Origin of the sequence: uncultured Maribacter sp. (assembly GCF_947500985.1) — a bacterium.
Lineage (GTDB): Bacteria > Bacteroidota > Bacteroidia > Flavobacteriales > Flavobacteriaceae > Maribacter.
This window is the reverse complement of the sequence record NZ_CANMTX010000006.1, coordinates 174,615-191,074: the sequence shown is the minus strand read 5'-3', so window position 1 is coordinate 191,074 and position 16,460 is coordinate 174,615. Positions and strand designations below refer to the sequence as shown.

Here is a 16,460-nt window from a genome sequence, read left to right as displayed (position 1 = left end):
GTAAATAAAAATTACGTTAAAAGGTAATTTACAACGTTGTAGTTTTTAGTTTAAAGAAAAATTAAACTAATGTTAAAATATAAAAATTTGAGCCTAATTTTGATATTCTAATGATCTTGAAAGATCTGTAGACAGGAAATTATGACCAAATTTTGCTCCATATCCGTAGTGCAAAAAAGATAGATTTCTCCTCCATCTTTAATGTCTAATTTTTTTCTAATTTTTAGTACTGAATCTGGAAAATTTCTTATTGTTATATTTGCTTTTTTTATACCTAATTTTTTGAATGATTTCTTAGAATAGTCATGTATGTTTTCTACTTTGAAAATACGACCAGGAAAATCAATTAATTGATCATTAGTATAAAGATGTGAATTTGCATGTATTTTGTAAAGATTGAATTTTTTTGCTATAGTTTTAAATGCTCCAGATTTTAAAATCGCTGCATTTGGTTCATAGATGTACCCAAGTGGTTTTGAGTAATGCGTATCGGTAATCTGTTCTTCTCTCAAATGAAATTCAAATTCTTGAACCGTTTCTGTTTTGTAGTTAAGTGTTTTGATCAATGGTTCATTTTTGTATTTTTTCTCAATTAACCAAAGAATTTCTTTTACATCATTATTTACTGCCACAACATGAATTTCTTTTACATGTGTCAGTTCTTTTAATCCGCTTTTAAGGTCTAATAATGGTCCGGTTTTTATTAGAATGTTTGTAGATTTTTCTAATAAAAGGTCCATATTGCTAACAACATTTGGTTCGCAGTCAGATAAGTAATAGACTTTTTTGTTATCCTTATCTCTTCTTGAAGGGTCAATGAATATCCAATCAATAGGGTTATTGATCTTTTTAATGAACTCTAATCCATCAGCTGCTATACATTCTATATTGACAGCGCCTAGTTGTTTAAAGTTATGTTGTGCAATTTTTGATAAATCCTCATTTTTATCAATATGAATAACATGGTTCATTTTCTTGCTAAAGGCAAGTGAGTCTACACCGAACCCGGCAGTTAAATCAATTATGATATTACCATTAACTAATGTGGTTTTATAGTCAGCTGTAATTTCTGAAGATGTTTGCGAAAGATTTAATTTATTTGGATAGTATATATTATCTGTACTAAACCAAGTAGGTAATTTTGATTTTGCTTTTAGTTTTGATTCTATTTGTTCGACTAGTTCTCTTGATGATACTTCTGGAAATTTAGATTTAGATAAAAGGATTTTATGAATATCATTGTTTAAATTATCATTGATAAACTCTTGTACATCGTTGGCTAGTATTTCAGAATTCACGAATACCTAGAGATTATGGGTCAAAGATTTCACAATTTGGTTGTCAGATAGAAACTCCTTCAAAATAACCTTAATTGCAGTGTAGCCTGGTACGGCAACAATCATACCTACGGTTCCAAATAATAATCCAGCAATAATAATCACTAAGAAAATTTCTAATGGATGTGATTTTACACTATTTGAAAATATAAAAGGTTGAGAAAAAAAATTGTCTACCAGTTGACCAATTAATAAGCCGATAAATACATATCCTGTTTTTGGTAATATTACTTCACTGAAATCAGAACCTAAGTTACTGGTCATAGTCAGTGTCAACATAATTACGCCACCAATTATGGGCCCTATATATGGTATAATGTTGAATAGGGCGCAAAGAAATGCTATCACTACAGCATTTTCAATACCCACTATCAGTAAAACTATGGTGTAAATGACGAATAGAATGAATATTTGAAGTAGAAGACCAACAAAGTATCTTGATAATAGTCCATTGATTTTGCCAATTGAATTTGTTGTGCCTTTCTTTTTGTCTACTGGTATAAATATCAATAAACCATGCTCGAATAATTTACTGTCCTTTAAGAAGAAAAAGGATATAAAAAGAACAGAAAATAAGCCGATACTGGCCGTGCTTAAAACATTTAAAAAAGAATTTAAAAAGTCAGGTATAAAGCCAATATCTAGACCTTGTAATATATTTTTTTCTAATCCAGCATCGTCAATAACATCTTCAACTATATGAGAAGAAAGCCCTAAATAATTAGTAATTTGATGATATAATGTATTTAGACTTGTCTGTAAATCATCAATGTCAAGTAAAGATAGATTTTTGCCTTGCTCTGATAATAAAGGAATAAATAAGGCAATAATACCTACCAATAACCCAACCATTAAGAGCATGGTAATAATTACCGCAAGTATATTTGGTAGTTTAAGGCGCAATCTAAAAAAGCGTACTAATGGGCTGCCGATTAATGCGGTGACGGCTGCAATTGCTAAATATGCTATTACGGATTGTATCGTATATAAAAAATAGAGTAAAAGTGCGATGCCAATTAATACACCTATAGCTCTTAATATGCCTTGTGAGATGGTTTTTGAGGTCATTGATTAATTTTTAAAAACGTAGGTTATGATATTTGCACCCATTTGTAGTGCTTTTTCTCTAACCTCTGCGGTATCGTTATGTACAGTAGGGTCTTCCCAGCCATCACCTAAATCTGATTCTGAAGTAAATAGCAAGACAATTCTGTTATTGTGTAAAATGGAAAATGCTTGTGGTCGCTGCCCATCATGCTCGTGTATTTTTGGTAATCCCTTTGGGAATGTATACTTGTTTGAAAAAATAGGATGTTCAGATCCCAATTCTTCTAATTCCTTATTAGGGAAAAGTCTTTTTATTTCTCGTGTAACATAGGGTTTCATACCATAGTTGTCATCAATATGTAAAAAGCCGCCAGACAAAAGATAGGTTCTTAAATTTTCTATTTCTTCATCTGAAAACACCACATTGCCATGCCCCGTCATATGTAAAAATGGGTACTGAAAAATAGAGCTGCTACTAACTTCTACAGTTTCAGGTTTGCTGTCAATGGTTGTATCAATATTATTATTGCAGTATTTAATTAAGTTAGGTAATGCCGTTGGGTTGGCATACCAATCGCCACCACCTTGATATTTTAAAATAGCTATTTCTTGAGATTTCATATGAAATCCGCAGAACAACATAGTAAAAGCAAAATATATTGTAAGTTTTTTCATTTTATTTCGAATAAGATACTATCTAAAATTAAATAATATGCTTTTTAATAAAATCATTGGTAGCGTCTTTTTATTTGGAGGGCTTTTGTTTGCTTCTTTTTACGTGTCAGAATCAAGTAAAGATAATAAAGTTGATGCTGCTTTTTCTTTTAATACAATAGAAAATAAAGTTAATGGTGTAGTGGTTCTTGAACTATTTACGTCTCAAGGTTGCTCAAGCTGCCCGCCTGCAGATGTATTGTTAGAAAAAGCAAAGAATGAGTACCCTGAAAATGTTTTTGCATTGAGTTATCATGTTGATTATTGGGATTATATAGGTTGGGCAGATCCTTTTAGTAATAAAAACTTCACCGTCAAACAAAGTAAATATAATAAGAAGCTTGGTTATAGAGGTAATTACACTCCAGAATTAGTAGTGAATGGTAAGGAACATTTGGTAGGTTCAAATAGAGCTAAAGTAGAAGGTGCTATCAAAAAATATGCAGCAAAAGACTCACCTAACCGTTTGATGTCTCAGCAATTGGATAGAGTAGCTGACAAAGTGAATTTTAATTACAAAATCGAAGGGGCTACAAAAGGTAAAATAATACGTGCCGTTCTATTGTTGAATGAAAGAACTACAGAAGTAAAAAGAGGAGAAAATAGTCATAGAACATTGAAAAATTCAAATATAGTTGTGGCTGAGAAATACTTAGAGCTTGGGGAAAATTCTGTTGTAGGTTCTATTACTATTCCTAAGATTGTCAAGAAAGATGAAAAGCTTATTTTGATGTTGTTGGTAGAAAACGATAATGCTGATATTACGGGTGCAGTGAAAGCAGCAATATAATATTACCCATTGTTAATCGTCGCTACGATAGTGCAGGCTACAATTGCCGCTGTTTCGGTTCTTAATCTTGTTTTACCCATGGCAACTGGTGCAAAGCCTTTTTGCATGGCATTTTTTATTTCTTCTGGTGAAAAATCACCTTCAGGACCAATTAATATGGTTACATCTTTATCTGCCGCAACTCTTCTTTTTAGTTCATGGCGCTCTGTGTCTTCACAATGCGCAATAAATTGAAGATCAGATACAGGTTTCTCTAAAAACTCAGAGATACTAATAGGTTCATTTAATTTTGGTAAATATGTTTGCAGCGATTGCTTCATTGCAGACTCTAGCAAGCGTTGCATTCGATCAAGTTTTAATACTTTACGTTCTGATCTATTACAAATTATAGGTGTTATTTCATCTACCCCTATTTCAGTAGCTTTTTCTAAAAACCATTCAAACCGATCATTCATTTTTGTTGGGGCTACAGCTATGTGTAACCAATGAGATTTTGGATGCGTTTTTTTGGAGGATATAAGCTCAACCTCGCATTTTTTAATATTGTCGTTACTTATTTTAGCCTCAAATAAGTAACCGCTGCCATTGGTAATCCATAATTCATCACCGTTTTTCTTTCTTAAAACCTTAACGATATGCTTGCTTTCATTGCTGTCGAAAATGAAAGTAGTGTCAGTGTCTTTAATATCAGGATTGTAAAATAATTGCATGTGGTTTATTTTATAGACTATGATATAACGTATCTAGCTTTAGCCGTAACATCTTGTTGAGAAAATTGCTCGTCTTTATATTTCTGATATCCTACAATACCAATCATAGCAGCATTATCTGTGCAGTATTCAAATTTGGGTATATAGGTTTTCCACTGGTATTTTGTCTGGGCTTCTGTTAAAACTTTTCGAATACCCGAGTTTGCTGATACTCCGCCGCCAATGGCAATTTCTTTTATACCAGTTTGCTTTACAGCTTTTTTTAGTTTTTTCATCAATATGGTGATAATGGTATACTGTATTGATGCGCAGATATCTTCTAGGTTATTTTTGATAAAATCTGGATTTTCTTTCGTTTGTCGCTGAATGAAATAGAGTATGTTCGTTTTTAATCCGCTAAAACTAAAATCCAAATCTTTTACATTCGGTATGGTAAATTCAAATTTATGAGGATCACCTGTTGCTGCATATTTGTCAATTAAAGGTCCACCAGGGTAGGGAAGTCCTAGAATTTTTGCGCTCTTATCAAATGCTTCCCCAACGGCATCATCTAAAGTTTGTCCTATAATTTTCATATCAAAGAAATCGTTCACTTGAACAATCTGGGTGTGACCTCCGCTTATCGTAAGAGCTAAAAACGGAAATGATGGTGCCTTCATAGTTTCGTCATCTATAAAATGAGCTAAAATATGGGCTTTCATGTGGTTAACTTCAATAAGCGGTATTTGTAAACCTAATGATAAAGATTTTGCAAACGATGTGCCTACAAGTAAAGAACCCATTAGTCCAGGTCCGCGTGTAAATGCTATGGCTGATAATTGTTTTTTATCGATATTTGCTTTGGCTATGGCTTGATGAACAACAGGGACTATATTTTGTTGATGTGCTCTTGATGCAAGTTCTGGTACAACCCCTCCATATTCTTTATGAATAGCCTGGGTGGCGACAACATTACTGAGCACTTTATCGTTCATTAAAACTGCCGCAGAAGTGTCATCACAAGAAGATTCTATAGCAAGTATATAAATTGTATCGTGTTTCGACATATTTGGAATAAAATTTGAATAACAAAGGTAAAACATAAAGACCTATCAAAAAACTGAGAAAAATATTGGTTCGAACATTATTGGTGCTTTTGCTGATATGTGTTTTGGGTACTATCATTTTTTCATTGCCAGTGGTACAGACCTTATTGGCGCAGTTTGCTACGAAAAAAATTAACGATCAATACGGTACACATATCAATATTGAACGCTTAAAAGTTTCGTTAATTTCTTGGAATACAGGTTTGGAAGGTATCTTTATTGAAGACTACAAACAAGACACTTTATTCTATGTCAATGAGCTTAAAACTTCTATTTTAAGTATTAATAATTTGGTGCAGGGCAACTTGGAATTTGGAGATATTTCGGTTGATAAGTTAAACTTTAAGCTTAAAACATATTTCGGAGAAACGAATACCAATCTCGAAGTTTTTGTGGATAAACTTGATGATGGTAAACCTAGGGCGCCAGGTACACCATCTTTTAGACTTTCTTCATCGTATGTAGATATTGAAAACAGTAGGTTCAAGTATATTGATGAAAATTTAAATAACACTACTATTTTAAATTTTGATAGCCTTAATATTGGTGCAGCGGATTTTTTAATTCTAGGTCCAGAGGTTTCTACAGATATTCAAGAAATGTCTTTCTTTAGTAATCGTGGACTAAAAGTAGAAAGGTTAGCCACAAATTTTAAGTATACGAAGCAGCAAATGCGTTTCGATTCTTTGAAAATAAAAACACCTCTTTCTGCTTTAGATGGTAATCTAGTATTTAATTATAATCGTGAAGATTTCAAAGATTTTTTAAATAAAGTAAATGTTGTTGCAGAATTTAAGGAGTCTAAAGTCGCTTTTGACGAGGTTAATTTGCTGTATAATGAATTTGGTAAGGGAAAAGAGGTAACCTTTAATGCCAATTTAAACGGAGTTTTAAATGACTTGAATACAGATGACCTTTTCTTATTTTCTGATGACACCGGCATACGTGGCGATTTTAATTTCAAAAACTTATTCAGTAAACAAAAGCCATTCAGTTTAAATGCTGAAATGAAAAATGTTACCAGTAGTTATTACCAATTAAATGCTTTGTTGCCTAATCTAATTGGTAAATCTTTGCCGTCCTCTTTTAGTAAATTGGGGCAATTTACTATTCGTGGTAATGCCTTTATTACCAATTCTTCGGTAGATGCGAAAGTGAACTTAAATACTGCTGTTGGTAGTAGCTATGCAGATATCGTTTTAAGTGATTTTAATAATATTGATAATGCGACCTATAAGGGGTTCATCTCTTTAATTGATTTTGATTTAGGTGATTTTACTGAAAATAAAAATTTGGGCAAAACTACTTTAGATTTTAATGTAGAAGGAAAAGGTTTTGTTAAGGAGAAACTGAATACAGAGGTTATAGGTCAAATATATTCTATAGAATTTAATAATTACAACTATCAAGATTTACGGGTTTCTGGTATAATTAAAGATCAACTATTTGATGGTTCTTTAATTAGTAATGATGAAAATTTTAAATTTAACTTTAAGGGTCTTGCAAACGTTGCCGAAGCCAGAAATAATTTCAATTTTATAGCCTCTGTTGATTATGCAGATCTAAAAAAATTGAATATCATTAATGATAGCGTTTCTATTTTTAAAGGAAATGTAAGTATGGATATTACGGGTACAACCTTAGATAACATTGTAGGTGATATAAACTTTACACAAACGAGCTATCAAAATGTAAACGATACCTATTATTTTGAAGATTTTGCGGTGACCTCTAATTTTGGAGAAGATCGTGAGCGTACTATTAATATAAACTCTCCAGATATTATTACTGGTTTTATGAAGGGTAATTTTAAAGTACGAGAATTAGGTAAACTTGTGCAAAATTCTTTGGGTAGTATTTATACAAACTACAGACCTTTTCAAATTTCTGACGGTCAAAATCTTTCTTTCAATTTTAAAATTTATAATAAGATTGTAGATGTATTTTTTCCTGAAGTTCGCTTCGATCCTAATACTTTTATTAAAGGTAATATAGTTGCAGATGAAGGTGATTTTAAGTTAAATTTTGAATCTCCTAGTATTGAGGCGTTTGGTACGGCTGCAGACAATATCGAAGTTAGAATTGATAATAAGAATCCGCTCTTTAATACATTCGTTTCTGTAGGTGAGCTAGATACGCCGTATTATAATTTTAAAGATTTTAACCTTATTAATACAACCTTAAAAGATACTTTATTCTTTAGGTCTGAATTCAAAGGAGGAAGCGATTTTGACGATTCTTATAACCTAAATTTTTACCACACGTTTAATAAAGACAATAAATCTGTTATTGGTCTTAAAACTTCTGATGTCAATTTTAAAGGCAATAAATGGGTTTTAAACAAAGATGGCGATACAAAGAATAAAGTTATTTTAAATAGGGCTTTAGATAGTATTACAATTCAAGAAATTGTAATGAACAATGAAGAAAAAGAACAAATACGGCTGAGAGGGCAGTTGGCAGATTCTACATATAAAGATCTTCAGCTTCAGTTCAAAATTGTATCCTTGGATAAAATAACACCGGTAATTGATAGCCTAAAGCTGCAAGGAGAAGTTAATGGTACTTTAAACGTGCTTCAAAAAGATGGTATTTATTTACCATCATCTAACTTGAATATAGAAAAATTCGGAATTAACAATATACCCTTGGGAGATTTAGCAATTAATATTATTGGGAATAAAGATTTATCTGAGTTTCAGGTCAACTCTCAATTATCTGATAATAATGTTGAAAAATTTAGTGTAGTAGGTAGTATAGAAAATAAGGGTGAGATACCAAAAGCAAACTTAATTGCCAATTTTAACAACTTTGGTTTAGAGCCATTTAGCCCGTTAGGTGAGGGGGTAATTGATAATATACGGGGAGATATTGATGGTAGGGTAAAGATAGAGGGTAATGTAGATAACCCGAGTTTTAATGGTTTGCTGACTTTAGATAATGCAGGTATAGCAGTGCCTTATTTGAATGTAGATTATACATTTGCCCCACGTTCAAGAGTACTACTTAAAGACCAGACTTTTGATTTTGAAAATATAGCATTAGAAGACGTAGCAAAAGGCACACGGGCAAATTTAGATGGTACTATTACCCATAGTTTCTTTAGGGATTGGGTCTTAGATTTAAATGTTGATACCAAGAAAGACAAATTTTTAATTCTGAATACAGAATTTAAAGAAGGAGAATTATACTATGGTACAGGTTATTTAAATGGTACAGGTCGTATTTACGGACCAACAACTGCTTTGAATATAACTGTTGACGGGTCTACGGCAAAAGGTACTTCATTAAAAATACCTTTAAGTGATGTCGCTAGTGTAGGTGATTACTCTTTTATTAATTTTTTAGAAAAGAAGGACAAACAAAGAATTGAAAGTCAACGTCAATTAAAAGATTACCAAGGGTTAGAGTTAGAGTTCAATTTAGATATAACACCAGATGCCGAGGTTGAAATTGTAACTGATACTAAAACAGGAAGTTCTTTAAAAGGTACCGGAGTAGGTATTATTTTAATACAGATAAATACTAATGGTAAGTTTGAAATGTATGGTGATTATGTTGTAGTTACAGGAGATTTTAATTACAAATTCGGAGGTATTATTGATAAAAAATTTAAGGTGAAACCCGGAGGAACTATAAATTGGGATCAAAAGCCCTTAGAAGCTATTCTTGATATGGAAGCGGTATATTCTTTAAACGCCAACCCAGCTCCATTACTTGAAGATGCAGGGTTTACACGTAGAATACCAACAGATGTTATAATTAGTTTAACAGGGGAACTAGAGAGCCCTGATATTGATTTTGGTATTGAATTTCCAGGTACGAGCTCTATTGTTAAGTCAGAGTTAGAATATACTTTGCAAGATCCAACGGTAGAAGAAAAGAATGCAATATTCTTATTGGCACAAGGTACATTTGTTAATTCGCAAAGCGGAATTAATCAACAAGCGATAACGGGTAACTTGGTGCAAAGTGCATCTAGTATTTTAAACTCAATTCTAAGTGGAGGTAATGACAAGTTTAATCTAGGTCTTTCATATGAACAAGGTATACTTGATCGATCGGCAGATATAGAAACTGATGATAGAATAGGTGTTACGGTGTCTACACAAATTTCAGATAGAATTTTATTTAATGGTAAAGTGGGGGTTCCGGTAGGTGCTTCTAGTGAAACATTGGTAGCTGGTGATTTTGAAATACAAGTTTTGTTGAATGAAGAAGGAACCTTGAGTGCTAATTTCTTTAGTAGACAAAGTGAAATACAGGCGTATTTATCTGATCAACAAGGCTCTACTCAAGGGGCAGGTATATCTTATGAAGTAGATTTTAATAATTTTAAAGAACTCTTTCAAAAAATATTGGCAACTAAGCCAGTTGAAAAGAAAGAACCTGTAAAAGAAATTGAAAGCCCATCTTCTGTCATGGGTAATGATAGCTTAATCCGTTTTTACGATAAGCCAAAATCATTAAATTAACATATAAATACTTCTCCCTTTATGAATAAATAACAAATTTTAAGAATTTGACTGTTAATCTGTTACAACGAAATCCTTTTCGTTGATTTTTTCTTAAAATGCGACTGACTTTTATTCCGATTACGACTAAGATTTCTTACTTTCGTTGGCTTAAATTTTTCAATGTCTTCAGAAATAAAAAAAATAGCAGTACTGACTTCAGGAGGTGATTCTCCGGGAATGAATGCTGCCATAAGATCAGTTGTTCGTACTTGTGCATACTTGAAGGTAGATTGTGTTGGAATCTATAGAGGGTATCAAGGTATGATAGAGGGCGATTTTAAACCTATGGACGCCCGTAGTGTAAATAATATTATTAATAAAGGTGGTACTATACTTAAATCTGCTAGGTGCGATGATTTTAGAACTCCAGAAGGTAGGAAAACCGCGCATGAGGAGTTACTGAAAGCGGGAATAGATGCATTTGTGGTAATTGGAGGTGATGGTAGTTTTACTGGTGCTATGATATTTAACAGAGAATACAATTTTCCTGTTATAGGTATACCTGGTACTATTGATAACGATATTTTCGGAACTACATTTACATTAGGTTTTGATACTGCGTTAAATACAGTAGTAGAATGTATTGATAAAATTAGGGATACCGCAAGTTCTCACAATAGGCTTTTCTTCGTAGAAGTAATGGGTAGAGATGTTGGACATATTGCATTGAACGCAGGTGTTGGTGCAGGTGCTGAAGAAATTTTAATACCAGAAGAGAATTTAGGTTTAGATAGATTACTTGAATCTTTAAAAAGGAGTAAAGAGTCTGGTAAATCTTCAAGTATCGTAATTGTTGCCGAAGGTGATAAATCTGGTAAAAACGTATTCGAGCTTAAAGAGTATGTTGAAGAGCATTTACCAATTTATGATGTGCGTGTATCTGTTTTAGGGCATATGCAAAGAGGAGGGTCACCGTCATGTTACGACCGTGTATTGGCAAGTAGAATGGGAGTAAAAGCTGTAGAGGCTTTGTTAGAGGGTAAAACCAACCTAATGGTAGGTATTCAAGATAACCAATTAACATTGACGCCTATCAACAAGGCTATAAAAGGGCATACAAAAATTGATAAGGAACTTATTAGAGTTTCAGAAATAATGACTACATAATTTTAAAAATTAAAAATAGAGAAAATGTCAAATTTGAAAATAGGAATTAACGGTTTTGGTAGAATAGGTAGATTGGTCTTCAGAACTACAATTAAGCGTGGTGATGTAGATGTAGTAGCTATCAATGATTTATTAGATGTTGAGCACTTAGCTTACTTATTGAAGTATGATTCAGTTCACGGTAAATTCGATGGTACTGTTGATGTAAAAGATGGTCACTTAATCGTAAACGGTAAAACTGTTCGTATTACTGCAGAAAGAGATCCTAAGAATTGTAAGTGGGATGAAGTAGGTGCTGCTACTGTTGCAGAATGTACTGGTATTTTTACAACTTTGGAAACTGCTCAATATCATATTGATGGTGGTGCTAAGAAAGTTGTTATATCTGCACCTTCTAAAGATGCTCCAATGTTCGTAGTAGGTGTAAACCATAAAGATGTTAAAGCAACTGATACAATTGTTTCTAACGCATCTTGTACTACAAACTGTTTAGCTCCTTTAGCTAAAGTTGTTAATGATAACTTTGGTATTGAAGAAGCATTGATGACAACGGTTCATGCAACTACTGCAACACAAATGACTGTTGATGGTCCTTCTAGAAAAGACTGGAGAGGTGGTAGAAGTGCAATGTTAAACATAATACCTGCTTCTACAGGTGCTGCGGTTGCAGTAACTAAAGTTATACCTGCATTGAAAGGGAAACTTACTGGAATGGCTTTTAGAGTGCCAACTGCTGATGTTTCTGTGGTAGATTTAACTGTGAAAGTTAAAAAAGCAACTTCTTTGGAAGAGATTAAAAAAGCTTTTAAAGCAGCTTCAGAGGGTGAGTTAAAAGGTGTATTAGGTTATACGGAAGAGAGCGTTGTTTCTCAAGATTTTATTGGCGATCCTAGAACTAGCATTTTTGATGCAGGTGCTTGTATCGAATTAAACTCTACTTTCTTTAAGTTAATTTCTTGGTATGATAATGAAGCTGGTTTCTCCAATAAAATGGTAGACTTAATGCAGCACGTTAATACCTTATAACCATCATTTTAGTATAACAAAGATATATCCTGAAAATGAGGCGGTTTTTCCTTATTTTCAGGTTTATTTTTTAAAGACATTCGGTATATGATTTTAATAGTAGATAGTGGCGCAACCAAGTCAGATTGGATTGCTTTGGATGAAAAGGGCGAACAACTTTTTTTAACACAAACTTTAGGTCTAAGTCCTGAGGTACTGACAAAAGATGTTATTGAGGATCGCTTAGCGAATAATTTTGAACTTTCAAAAAATAGAGAAAAGGTTTCACACCTTTATTTCTATGGTGCGGGTTGTGGTACCGATCGTATGAAGTTGTTTTTAAAAGCAATTTTTAAAGACTTTTTTCCTAATGCAAAAGCCGATGTAAAAGAAGATACGTATGCTGCCATATTTGCTACAACAAAAGTAGGTCATCAAGGTATTGTGTGTATTTTAGGTACAGGTTCTAACTGTAGTTATTATGATGGTAACCAGTTATTTCAAAAAGTAACATCATTGGGGTATATACCTATGGATGATGGTAGTGGAAATTTCTTTGGTCGTAAACTTATTCGTGATTACTATTTTCATAAAATGCCGTCTGATTTAGCGCATAAATTTGCTGCTTCTCATGATTTGGATGCCGATGTAATAAAAGAGAACTTATACAAACAGCCTAACCCAAATACGTACTTAGCGACCTTTGCTCGTTTTTTAATCGAAAACAAAGAACATCCATACGCTAAAGGTGTTATAGATAAAGGCTTTCAGCAATTTATAAATAACTATGTAATGCAATTTGAATTGGCTACAAAAGTGCCAATCAATTTTGTAGGTAGTATTGCGCATTACCTAAGAGATGAATTAACTTCTGTATTGCTTAGAAATGATTTAATTGTTGGTGTAATTAGGCAAAGACCGATTGAAGGTTTGGTCGATTTTCACCGATCTAACATGTAAAATTTTATTTTACGGCAATCATAGAGATTTCAACATTTACGAACTTAGGTAAATTTGCAACTTCTACTGTTTCTCTTGCTGGTGCAGTTTCAGCATTAAAATAAGAAGCATATACTTCGTTTACTTCAGTGAATTGATTCATGTCACTAAGAAAAATAGACGACTTAACAACATTTTCAAAGGTCATTTCAGCTTCGGTTAAAATGGCCTTTAAATTTTCCATAGACTGTTTTGTCTCTAATTTGATATCTCCAGAAATCAATTCTCCGCTTTTAGGGTCTAAAGGAATTTGACCAGAAATATATAAAGTTCCATTGCTTAAAGTTGCTTGGTTATATGGTCCTATAGGTGCAGGAGCATTTACTGTATTGATGATTTTTTTCATGTTGAATAAAATTTAGCTGTTAGTTTTGGCTTCTGTTTTCCCACTTAAGATCTTTAAGTATCGAAGAATCTATACCGATAAAGAAGTACCATCTTTTATAGGTTCCGAAAGGTGTCCAATTAAAGCGCATTGTAAAACTCTTTAAATCTCTCTGAAATCGCAATTGGGTTAAAGTGAAACCTTGGTTTTTGAAATCGTAACCAGAAGATCCGCCAACTGACCAACGTGGTGCAAGCTCTATGTCTCCAGAGAACATTAGCGAGTGACTGCTAAATTCATTTTGCCGTGCCGAATTGCTATAATTGGCTGAATAGGCAAGTCTAAAGTTCCAAGGTATTTTTGTGCCAAATATGGGGTTCTCTACATCAGAATTCTTGTCGTCTTTCTTTACGGGGTTTGAATTGAAATCATCTGCACGACCGAATAAATCATCTTCTCTACCACCACTTTGTGCAACATAATCAAAAGGGTCTAACTCTTCTTCTTCATCTCTATCCTTATTGTCTTTTTTACCGAACATTTCGCTGCTAATAGAATACGATACATTGGCGTTTGCTCTTGTAAGTCTAAAAAGACTTCCGCCATTATCAATATTCCAAGTATCTATTCTAGTTCCGTTATTGTCGATTGCATAAGGGTCTAGTCCGGCAGAAAAGTTAATCGACATTTTATTGTCTAGGATGTTTGTGCCTCCATTTATACTTAATGGGTTAAGACGTAGAGAATCAGATTCAAAATTATATCCCGTAGAAACATTAAAATTACTTAAAAGTGATATTTTCTTGGGTTCGGTTTTGGTAGAATCTTTATCCCTGACCTTTGCCTCTAAGGTATTGGCTAAAGAGAAACTTAAACTATTTGACTGCCCTAAAGATGGTGCTCCATTCAATGTACCTGTAAATCGGCTGTACTGGACTTCAACTCCGTCCTCACCAAGATACTCATCATAGAACTGTTCAAAAGATGGTGCATAGCCATAGCTTAATGATGGTCTTACAGTATGTCTAAGTGCTTGAAATTTTTTGTCCTCACCAAAAACATATGTACCATAAAGTGTGGTACCTATACTTGCACTAAAATTATAGGTGTTGTAACGATCAAATCCGCTTACGGTATCTATTACGACCTCTTCTAGTTCATTGTCATAACTTCTGTTGTAAGTTTCTAAAGACCAAACATCTTCATAATTACCACCAACACTTACACTAAAAAATTTAGCAATTTTAAAGTTTGTGGCAACCGGTATACTATGGCTTGCTCCAATTCTTGCATTATCGAACATTTTTGCGGTGAAAAAATCTTCGTCGTTAGTTGTTAATCTATTTTGGGCATTGACACTATATTGAAAATTAATATTATCAATAATTCCCTTTTTTATGCCATCTTTTTTTACAAATGGATAAATACGTTCAACACTTGCTTGAAATGTAGGTAAGGTCATATTGATGTTGTCATCATCATCGTCATCGTCTGTTGCAGCTGACGTCAGTTGCGAATGCGTAGCGGTTACACTCATATTCACAGACGGATAATTAGGGAATGTTTTAGAATATGAAATTGAAGAGGATAAGGTATTGTTTTGTGTGTTTGGCAAGTTGCTTTGCTGCAGCGAATTTTGGTAATAATCGCTACTACCTAGGTTTACAGATGCTGAAAATCTAGAATTCGGACTAGCTTTTGTGTCTTGTGAATGAGAAAATTGAATGTTATAGTTACGAGATAAACTATAGTCGCTAAATCCTTTCTGGCTATTGACAATGTTTTCAAATCTTAAATTTACATTCCCTCGGTATTTATAGCGTTTGGTGTAAATGGAAGCTGTTCTAAAAGCGTAACTACCATTCGTGTAAAAATCTCCTGAGAGGGTAACATCAGCATAATCACCTAATGGTACATAATAACCCATGTCTTGAAGAAAATACCCAGTATCTGGGTCGTTACCAAAAGAGGGCATTAAAATACCTGCGGATCTACCTTGTGAAAGTGGAAAATATGCAAAAGGCATAGCAATAGGCGTTGGTACATCTGCAATATATAAATTACTAAAACCAGCAATTACCTTCTTTTTAGGTACAAATTTTGCTTTTCTTACACGTATGTAATAATCTGGATTTATAGTATCTGTAGATGTGGTCAGCTTACCTTCACTTAAAAAATAGACCGAGTCATTTTCTTTTTTGGTGATTTCAGCATAAACTTTCATAGCATCACTACCTAAAGCACCTGCTGCCGCTTGTTGTTCTGTTCTCGAATTCCAGATAAGTGCTTTTTGTGTGTCAAAGTTGAAACGTATAGAATCTGGTATTACAATATTGGTACCTTGTTTGAAGTAGGGTAGTTGGGTATAGTTGCCCAAAGAATCTAACATTCTGCCGGCATAAACTTCATTTTTTATATAATCCATTATAATAACGCCTGCTTTTAGTTCGGTGTCTTGATAATAGATTTCTGCTTCGTTATAGAGGTAAATTTTATTTTCTTTTTGACTTAACTTTACATAGTCTTTTGCTTTGTAGGTTATTTTATCTAACAGTAAAGGAGGTTTTTGATTAAGAGAATCGGCAACTAACGAATCATTGGCGATTGAGTCTCTTATAGCGGTTGGCGGAAACAATGGCGCGATTATTGAATCTCTTTCTGCTTTGATATTAAGAGTCGTAATTTTACCTTCTTGACCAATAACGTAAAAAGCGTTGGCAAAGACCAGGAATAGGAAAAGTAAGTAATGTTTGTTTGATTGCAAGGCTATATATCCTATTTTTGTAAAGGTTTGGCGGTCCAATGAGCCGTTATTTAAGATGTC

12 protein-coding genes are annotated in these 16,460 nt (G+C 33.3%); 5 read left to right on the top strand and 7 right to left on the bottom strand.

What is annotated here, in order from left to right:
- Window positions 1–107: 107 nt before the first annotated feature.
- From Q0871_RS14385 to Q0871_RS14375, 3 genes are read right to left on the bottom strand one after another with little or no spacing between them, the layout of a single operon-like run.
- A complete protein-coding gene (locus tag Q0871_RS14385; RefSeq protein ID WP_299325122.1) occupies window positions 108–1,298 on the bottom strand; it encodes a class I SAM-dependent methyltransferase in 1,191 nt (396 codons plus the stop codon).
- Window positions 1,299–1,304: 6 nt separating this feature from the next.
- Window positions 1,305–2,405 (bottom strand): AI-2E family transporter, encoded by a 1,101-nt coding sequence (locus Q0871_RS14380; protein WP_299325121.1) that lies wholly within the window; start codon window positions 2,403–2,405, stop codon window positions 1,305–1,307.
- Between the two features lie 3 nt (window positions 2,406–2,408).
- Window positions 2,409–3,059, bottom strand: a complete 651-nt coding sequence (locus Q0871_RS14375) for a DUF4159 domain-containing protein (RefSeq protein ID WP_299325120.1) — start codon at window positions 3,057–3,059, stop codon at window positions 2,409–2,411.
- A gap of 37 nt (window positions 3,060–3,096) precedes the next feature.
- On the opposite strand from Q0871_RS14375, the gene Q0871_RS14370 reads away from it, so the two are divergent.
- Window positions 3,097–3,888, top strand: coding sequence for a thioredoxin family protein (locus Q0871_RS14370; protein ID WP_299325119.1), 792 nt, complete (start codon window positions 3,097–3,099; stop codon window positions 3,886–3,888).
- Between the two features lie 2 nt (window positions 3,889–3,890).
- On the opposite strand, the gene Q0871_RS14365 is transcribed toward Q0871_RS14370, so the two are convergent.
- Together Q0871_RS14365 and tsaD are read right to left on the bottom strand one after the other, a co-directional pair.
- A complete protein-coding gene (locus Q0871_RS14365; protein ID WP_299325118.1) occupies window positions 3,891–4,598 on the bottom strand; it encodes a 16S rRNA (uracil(1498)-N(3))-methyltransferase in 708 nt (235 codons plus the stop codon).
- Window positions 4,599–4,615: 17 nt separating this feature from the next.
- Window positions 4,616–5,644, bottom strand: a complete 1,029-nt coding sequence (tsaD, locus tag Q0871_RS14360; RefSeq protein ID WP_299325116.1) for a tRNA (adenosine(37)-N6)-threonylcarbamoyltransferase complex transferase subunit TsaD — start codon at window positions 5,642–5,644, stop codon at window positions 4,616–4,618.
- Between the two features lie 104 nt (window positions 5,645–5,748).
- On the opposite strand from tsaD, the gene Q0871_RS14355 reads away from it, so the two are divergent.
- From Q0871_RS14355 to Q0871_RS14340, 4 genes are all read left to right on the top strand, one after another.
- Window positions 5,749–10,158: a translocation/assembly module TamB domain-containing protein gene (locus tag Q0871_RS14355; RefSeq protein ID WP_299325113.1), complete on the top strand. Its 4,410-nt coding sequence runs from the start codon at window positions 5,749–5,751 to the stop codon at window positions 10,156–10,158.
- A 162-nt stretch (window positions 10,159–10,320) separates the two neighbouring features.
- Window positions 10,321–11,307: a 6-phosphofructokinase gene (gene pfkA, locus Q0871_RS14350; RefSeq protein WP_073246241.1), complete on the top strand. Its 987-nt coding sequence runs from the start codon at window positions 10,321–10,323 to the stop codon at window positions 11,305–11,307.
- Window positions 11,308–11,331: 24 nt separating this feature from the next.
- Window positions 11,332–12,333: a type I glyceraldehyde-3-phosphate dehydrogenase gene (gene gap, locus Q0871_RS14345; RefSeq protein WP_073246243.1), complete on the top strand. Its 1,002-nt coding sequence runs from the start codon at window positions 11,332–11,334 to the stop codon at window positions 12,331–12,333.
- Between the two features lie 87 nt (window positions 12,334–12,420).
- On the top strand, window positions 12,421–13,272 hold the full coding sequence (locus tag Q0871_RS14340) for an N-acetylglucosamine kinase (RefSeq protein ID WP_299325104.1): 852 nt from the start codon (window positions 12,421–12,423) through the stop codon (window positions 13,270–13,272).
- A 4-nt stretch (window positions 13,273–13,276) separates the two neighbouring features.
- Here the strand turns inward: Q0871_RS14340 and Q0871_RS14335 are convergent, their stop codons facing one another.
- Together Q0871_RS14335 and Q0871_RS14330 are read right to left on the bottom strand one after the other, a co-directional pair.
- Complete coding sequence (locus Q0871_RS14335) at window positions 13,277–13,657, bottom strand: RidA family protein (protein ID WP_299325101.1); 381 nt, start codon at window positions 13,655–13,657, stop codon at window positions 13,277–13,279.
- Window positions 13,658–13,676: 19 nt separating this feature from the next.
- Complete coding sequence (locus tag Q0871_RS14330) at window positions 13,677–16,439, bottom strand: putative LPS assembly protein LptD (RefSeq protein WP_299325099.1); 2,763 nt, start codon at window positions 16,437–16,439, stop codon at window positions 13,677–13,679.
- Window positions 16,440–16,460 lie beyond the last annotated feature (21 nt).

Bases quoted from the DNA above. Each gene is read 5' to 3' on its own strand.
- Q0871_RS14380 (WP_299325121.1), bottom strand. From the start codon at position 2,405: ATGACCTCAAAAACCATCTCACAAGGCATATTAAGAGCTATAGGTGTA.
- Q0871_RS14375 (WP_299325120.1), bottom strand. From the start codon at position 3,059: ATGAAAAAACTTACAATATATTTTGCTTTTACTATGTTGTTCTGCGGA.
- Q0871_RS14370 (WP_299325119.1), top strand. From the start codon at position 3,097: ATGCTTTTTAATAAAATCATTGGTAGCGTCTTTTTATTTGGAGGGCTT.
- Q0871_RS14365 (WP_299325118.1), bottom strand. From the start codon at position 4,598: ATGCAATTATTTTACAATCCTGATATTAAAGACACTGACACTACTTTC.
- tsaD (WP_299325116.1), bottom strand. From the start codon at position 5,644: ATGTCGAAACACGATACAATTTATATACTTGCTATAGAATCTTCTTGT.
- pfkA (WP_073246241.1), top strand. From the start codon at position 10,321: ATGTCTTCAGAAATAAAAAAAATAGCAGTACTGACTTCAGGAGGTGAT.
- gap (WP_073246243.1), top strand. From the start codon at position 11,332: ATGTCAAATTTGAAAATAGGAATTAACGGTTTTGGTAGAATAGGTAGA.
- Q0871_RS14340 (WP_299325104.1), top strand. From the start codon at position 12,421: ATGATTTTAATAGTAGATAGTGGCGCAACCAAGTCAGATTGGATTGCT.
- Q0871_RS14335 (WP_299325101.1), bottom strand. From the start codon at position 13,657: ATGAAAAAAATCATCAATACAGTAAATGCTCCTGCACCTATAGGACCA.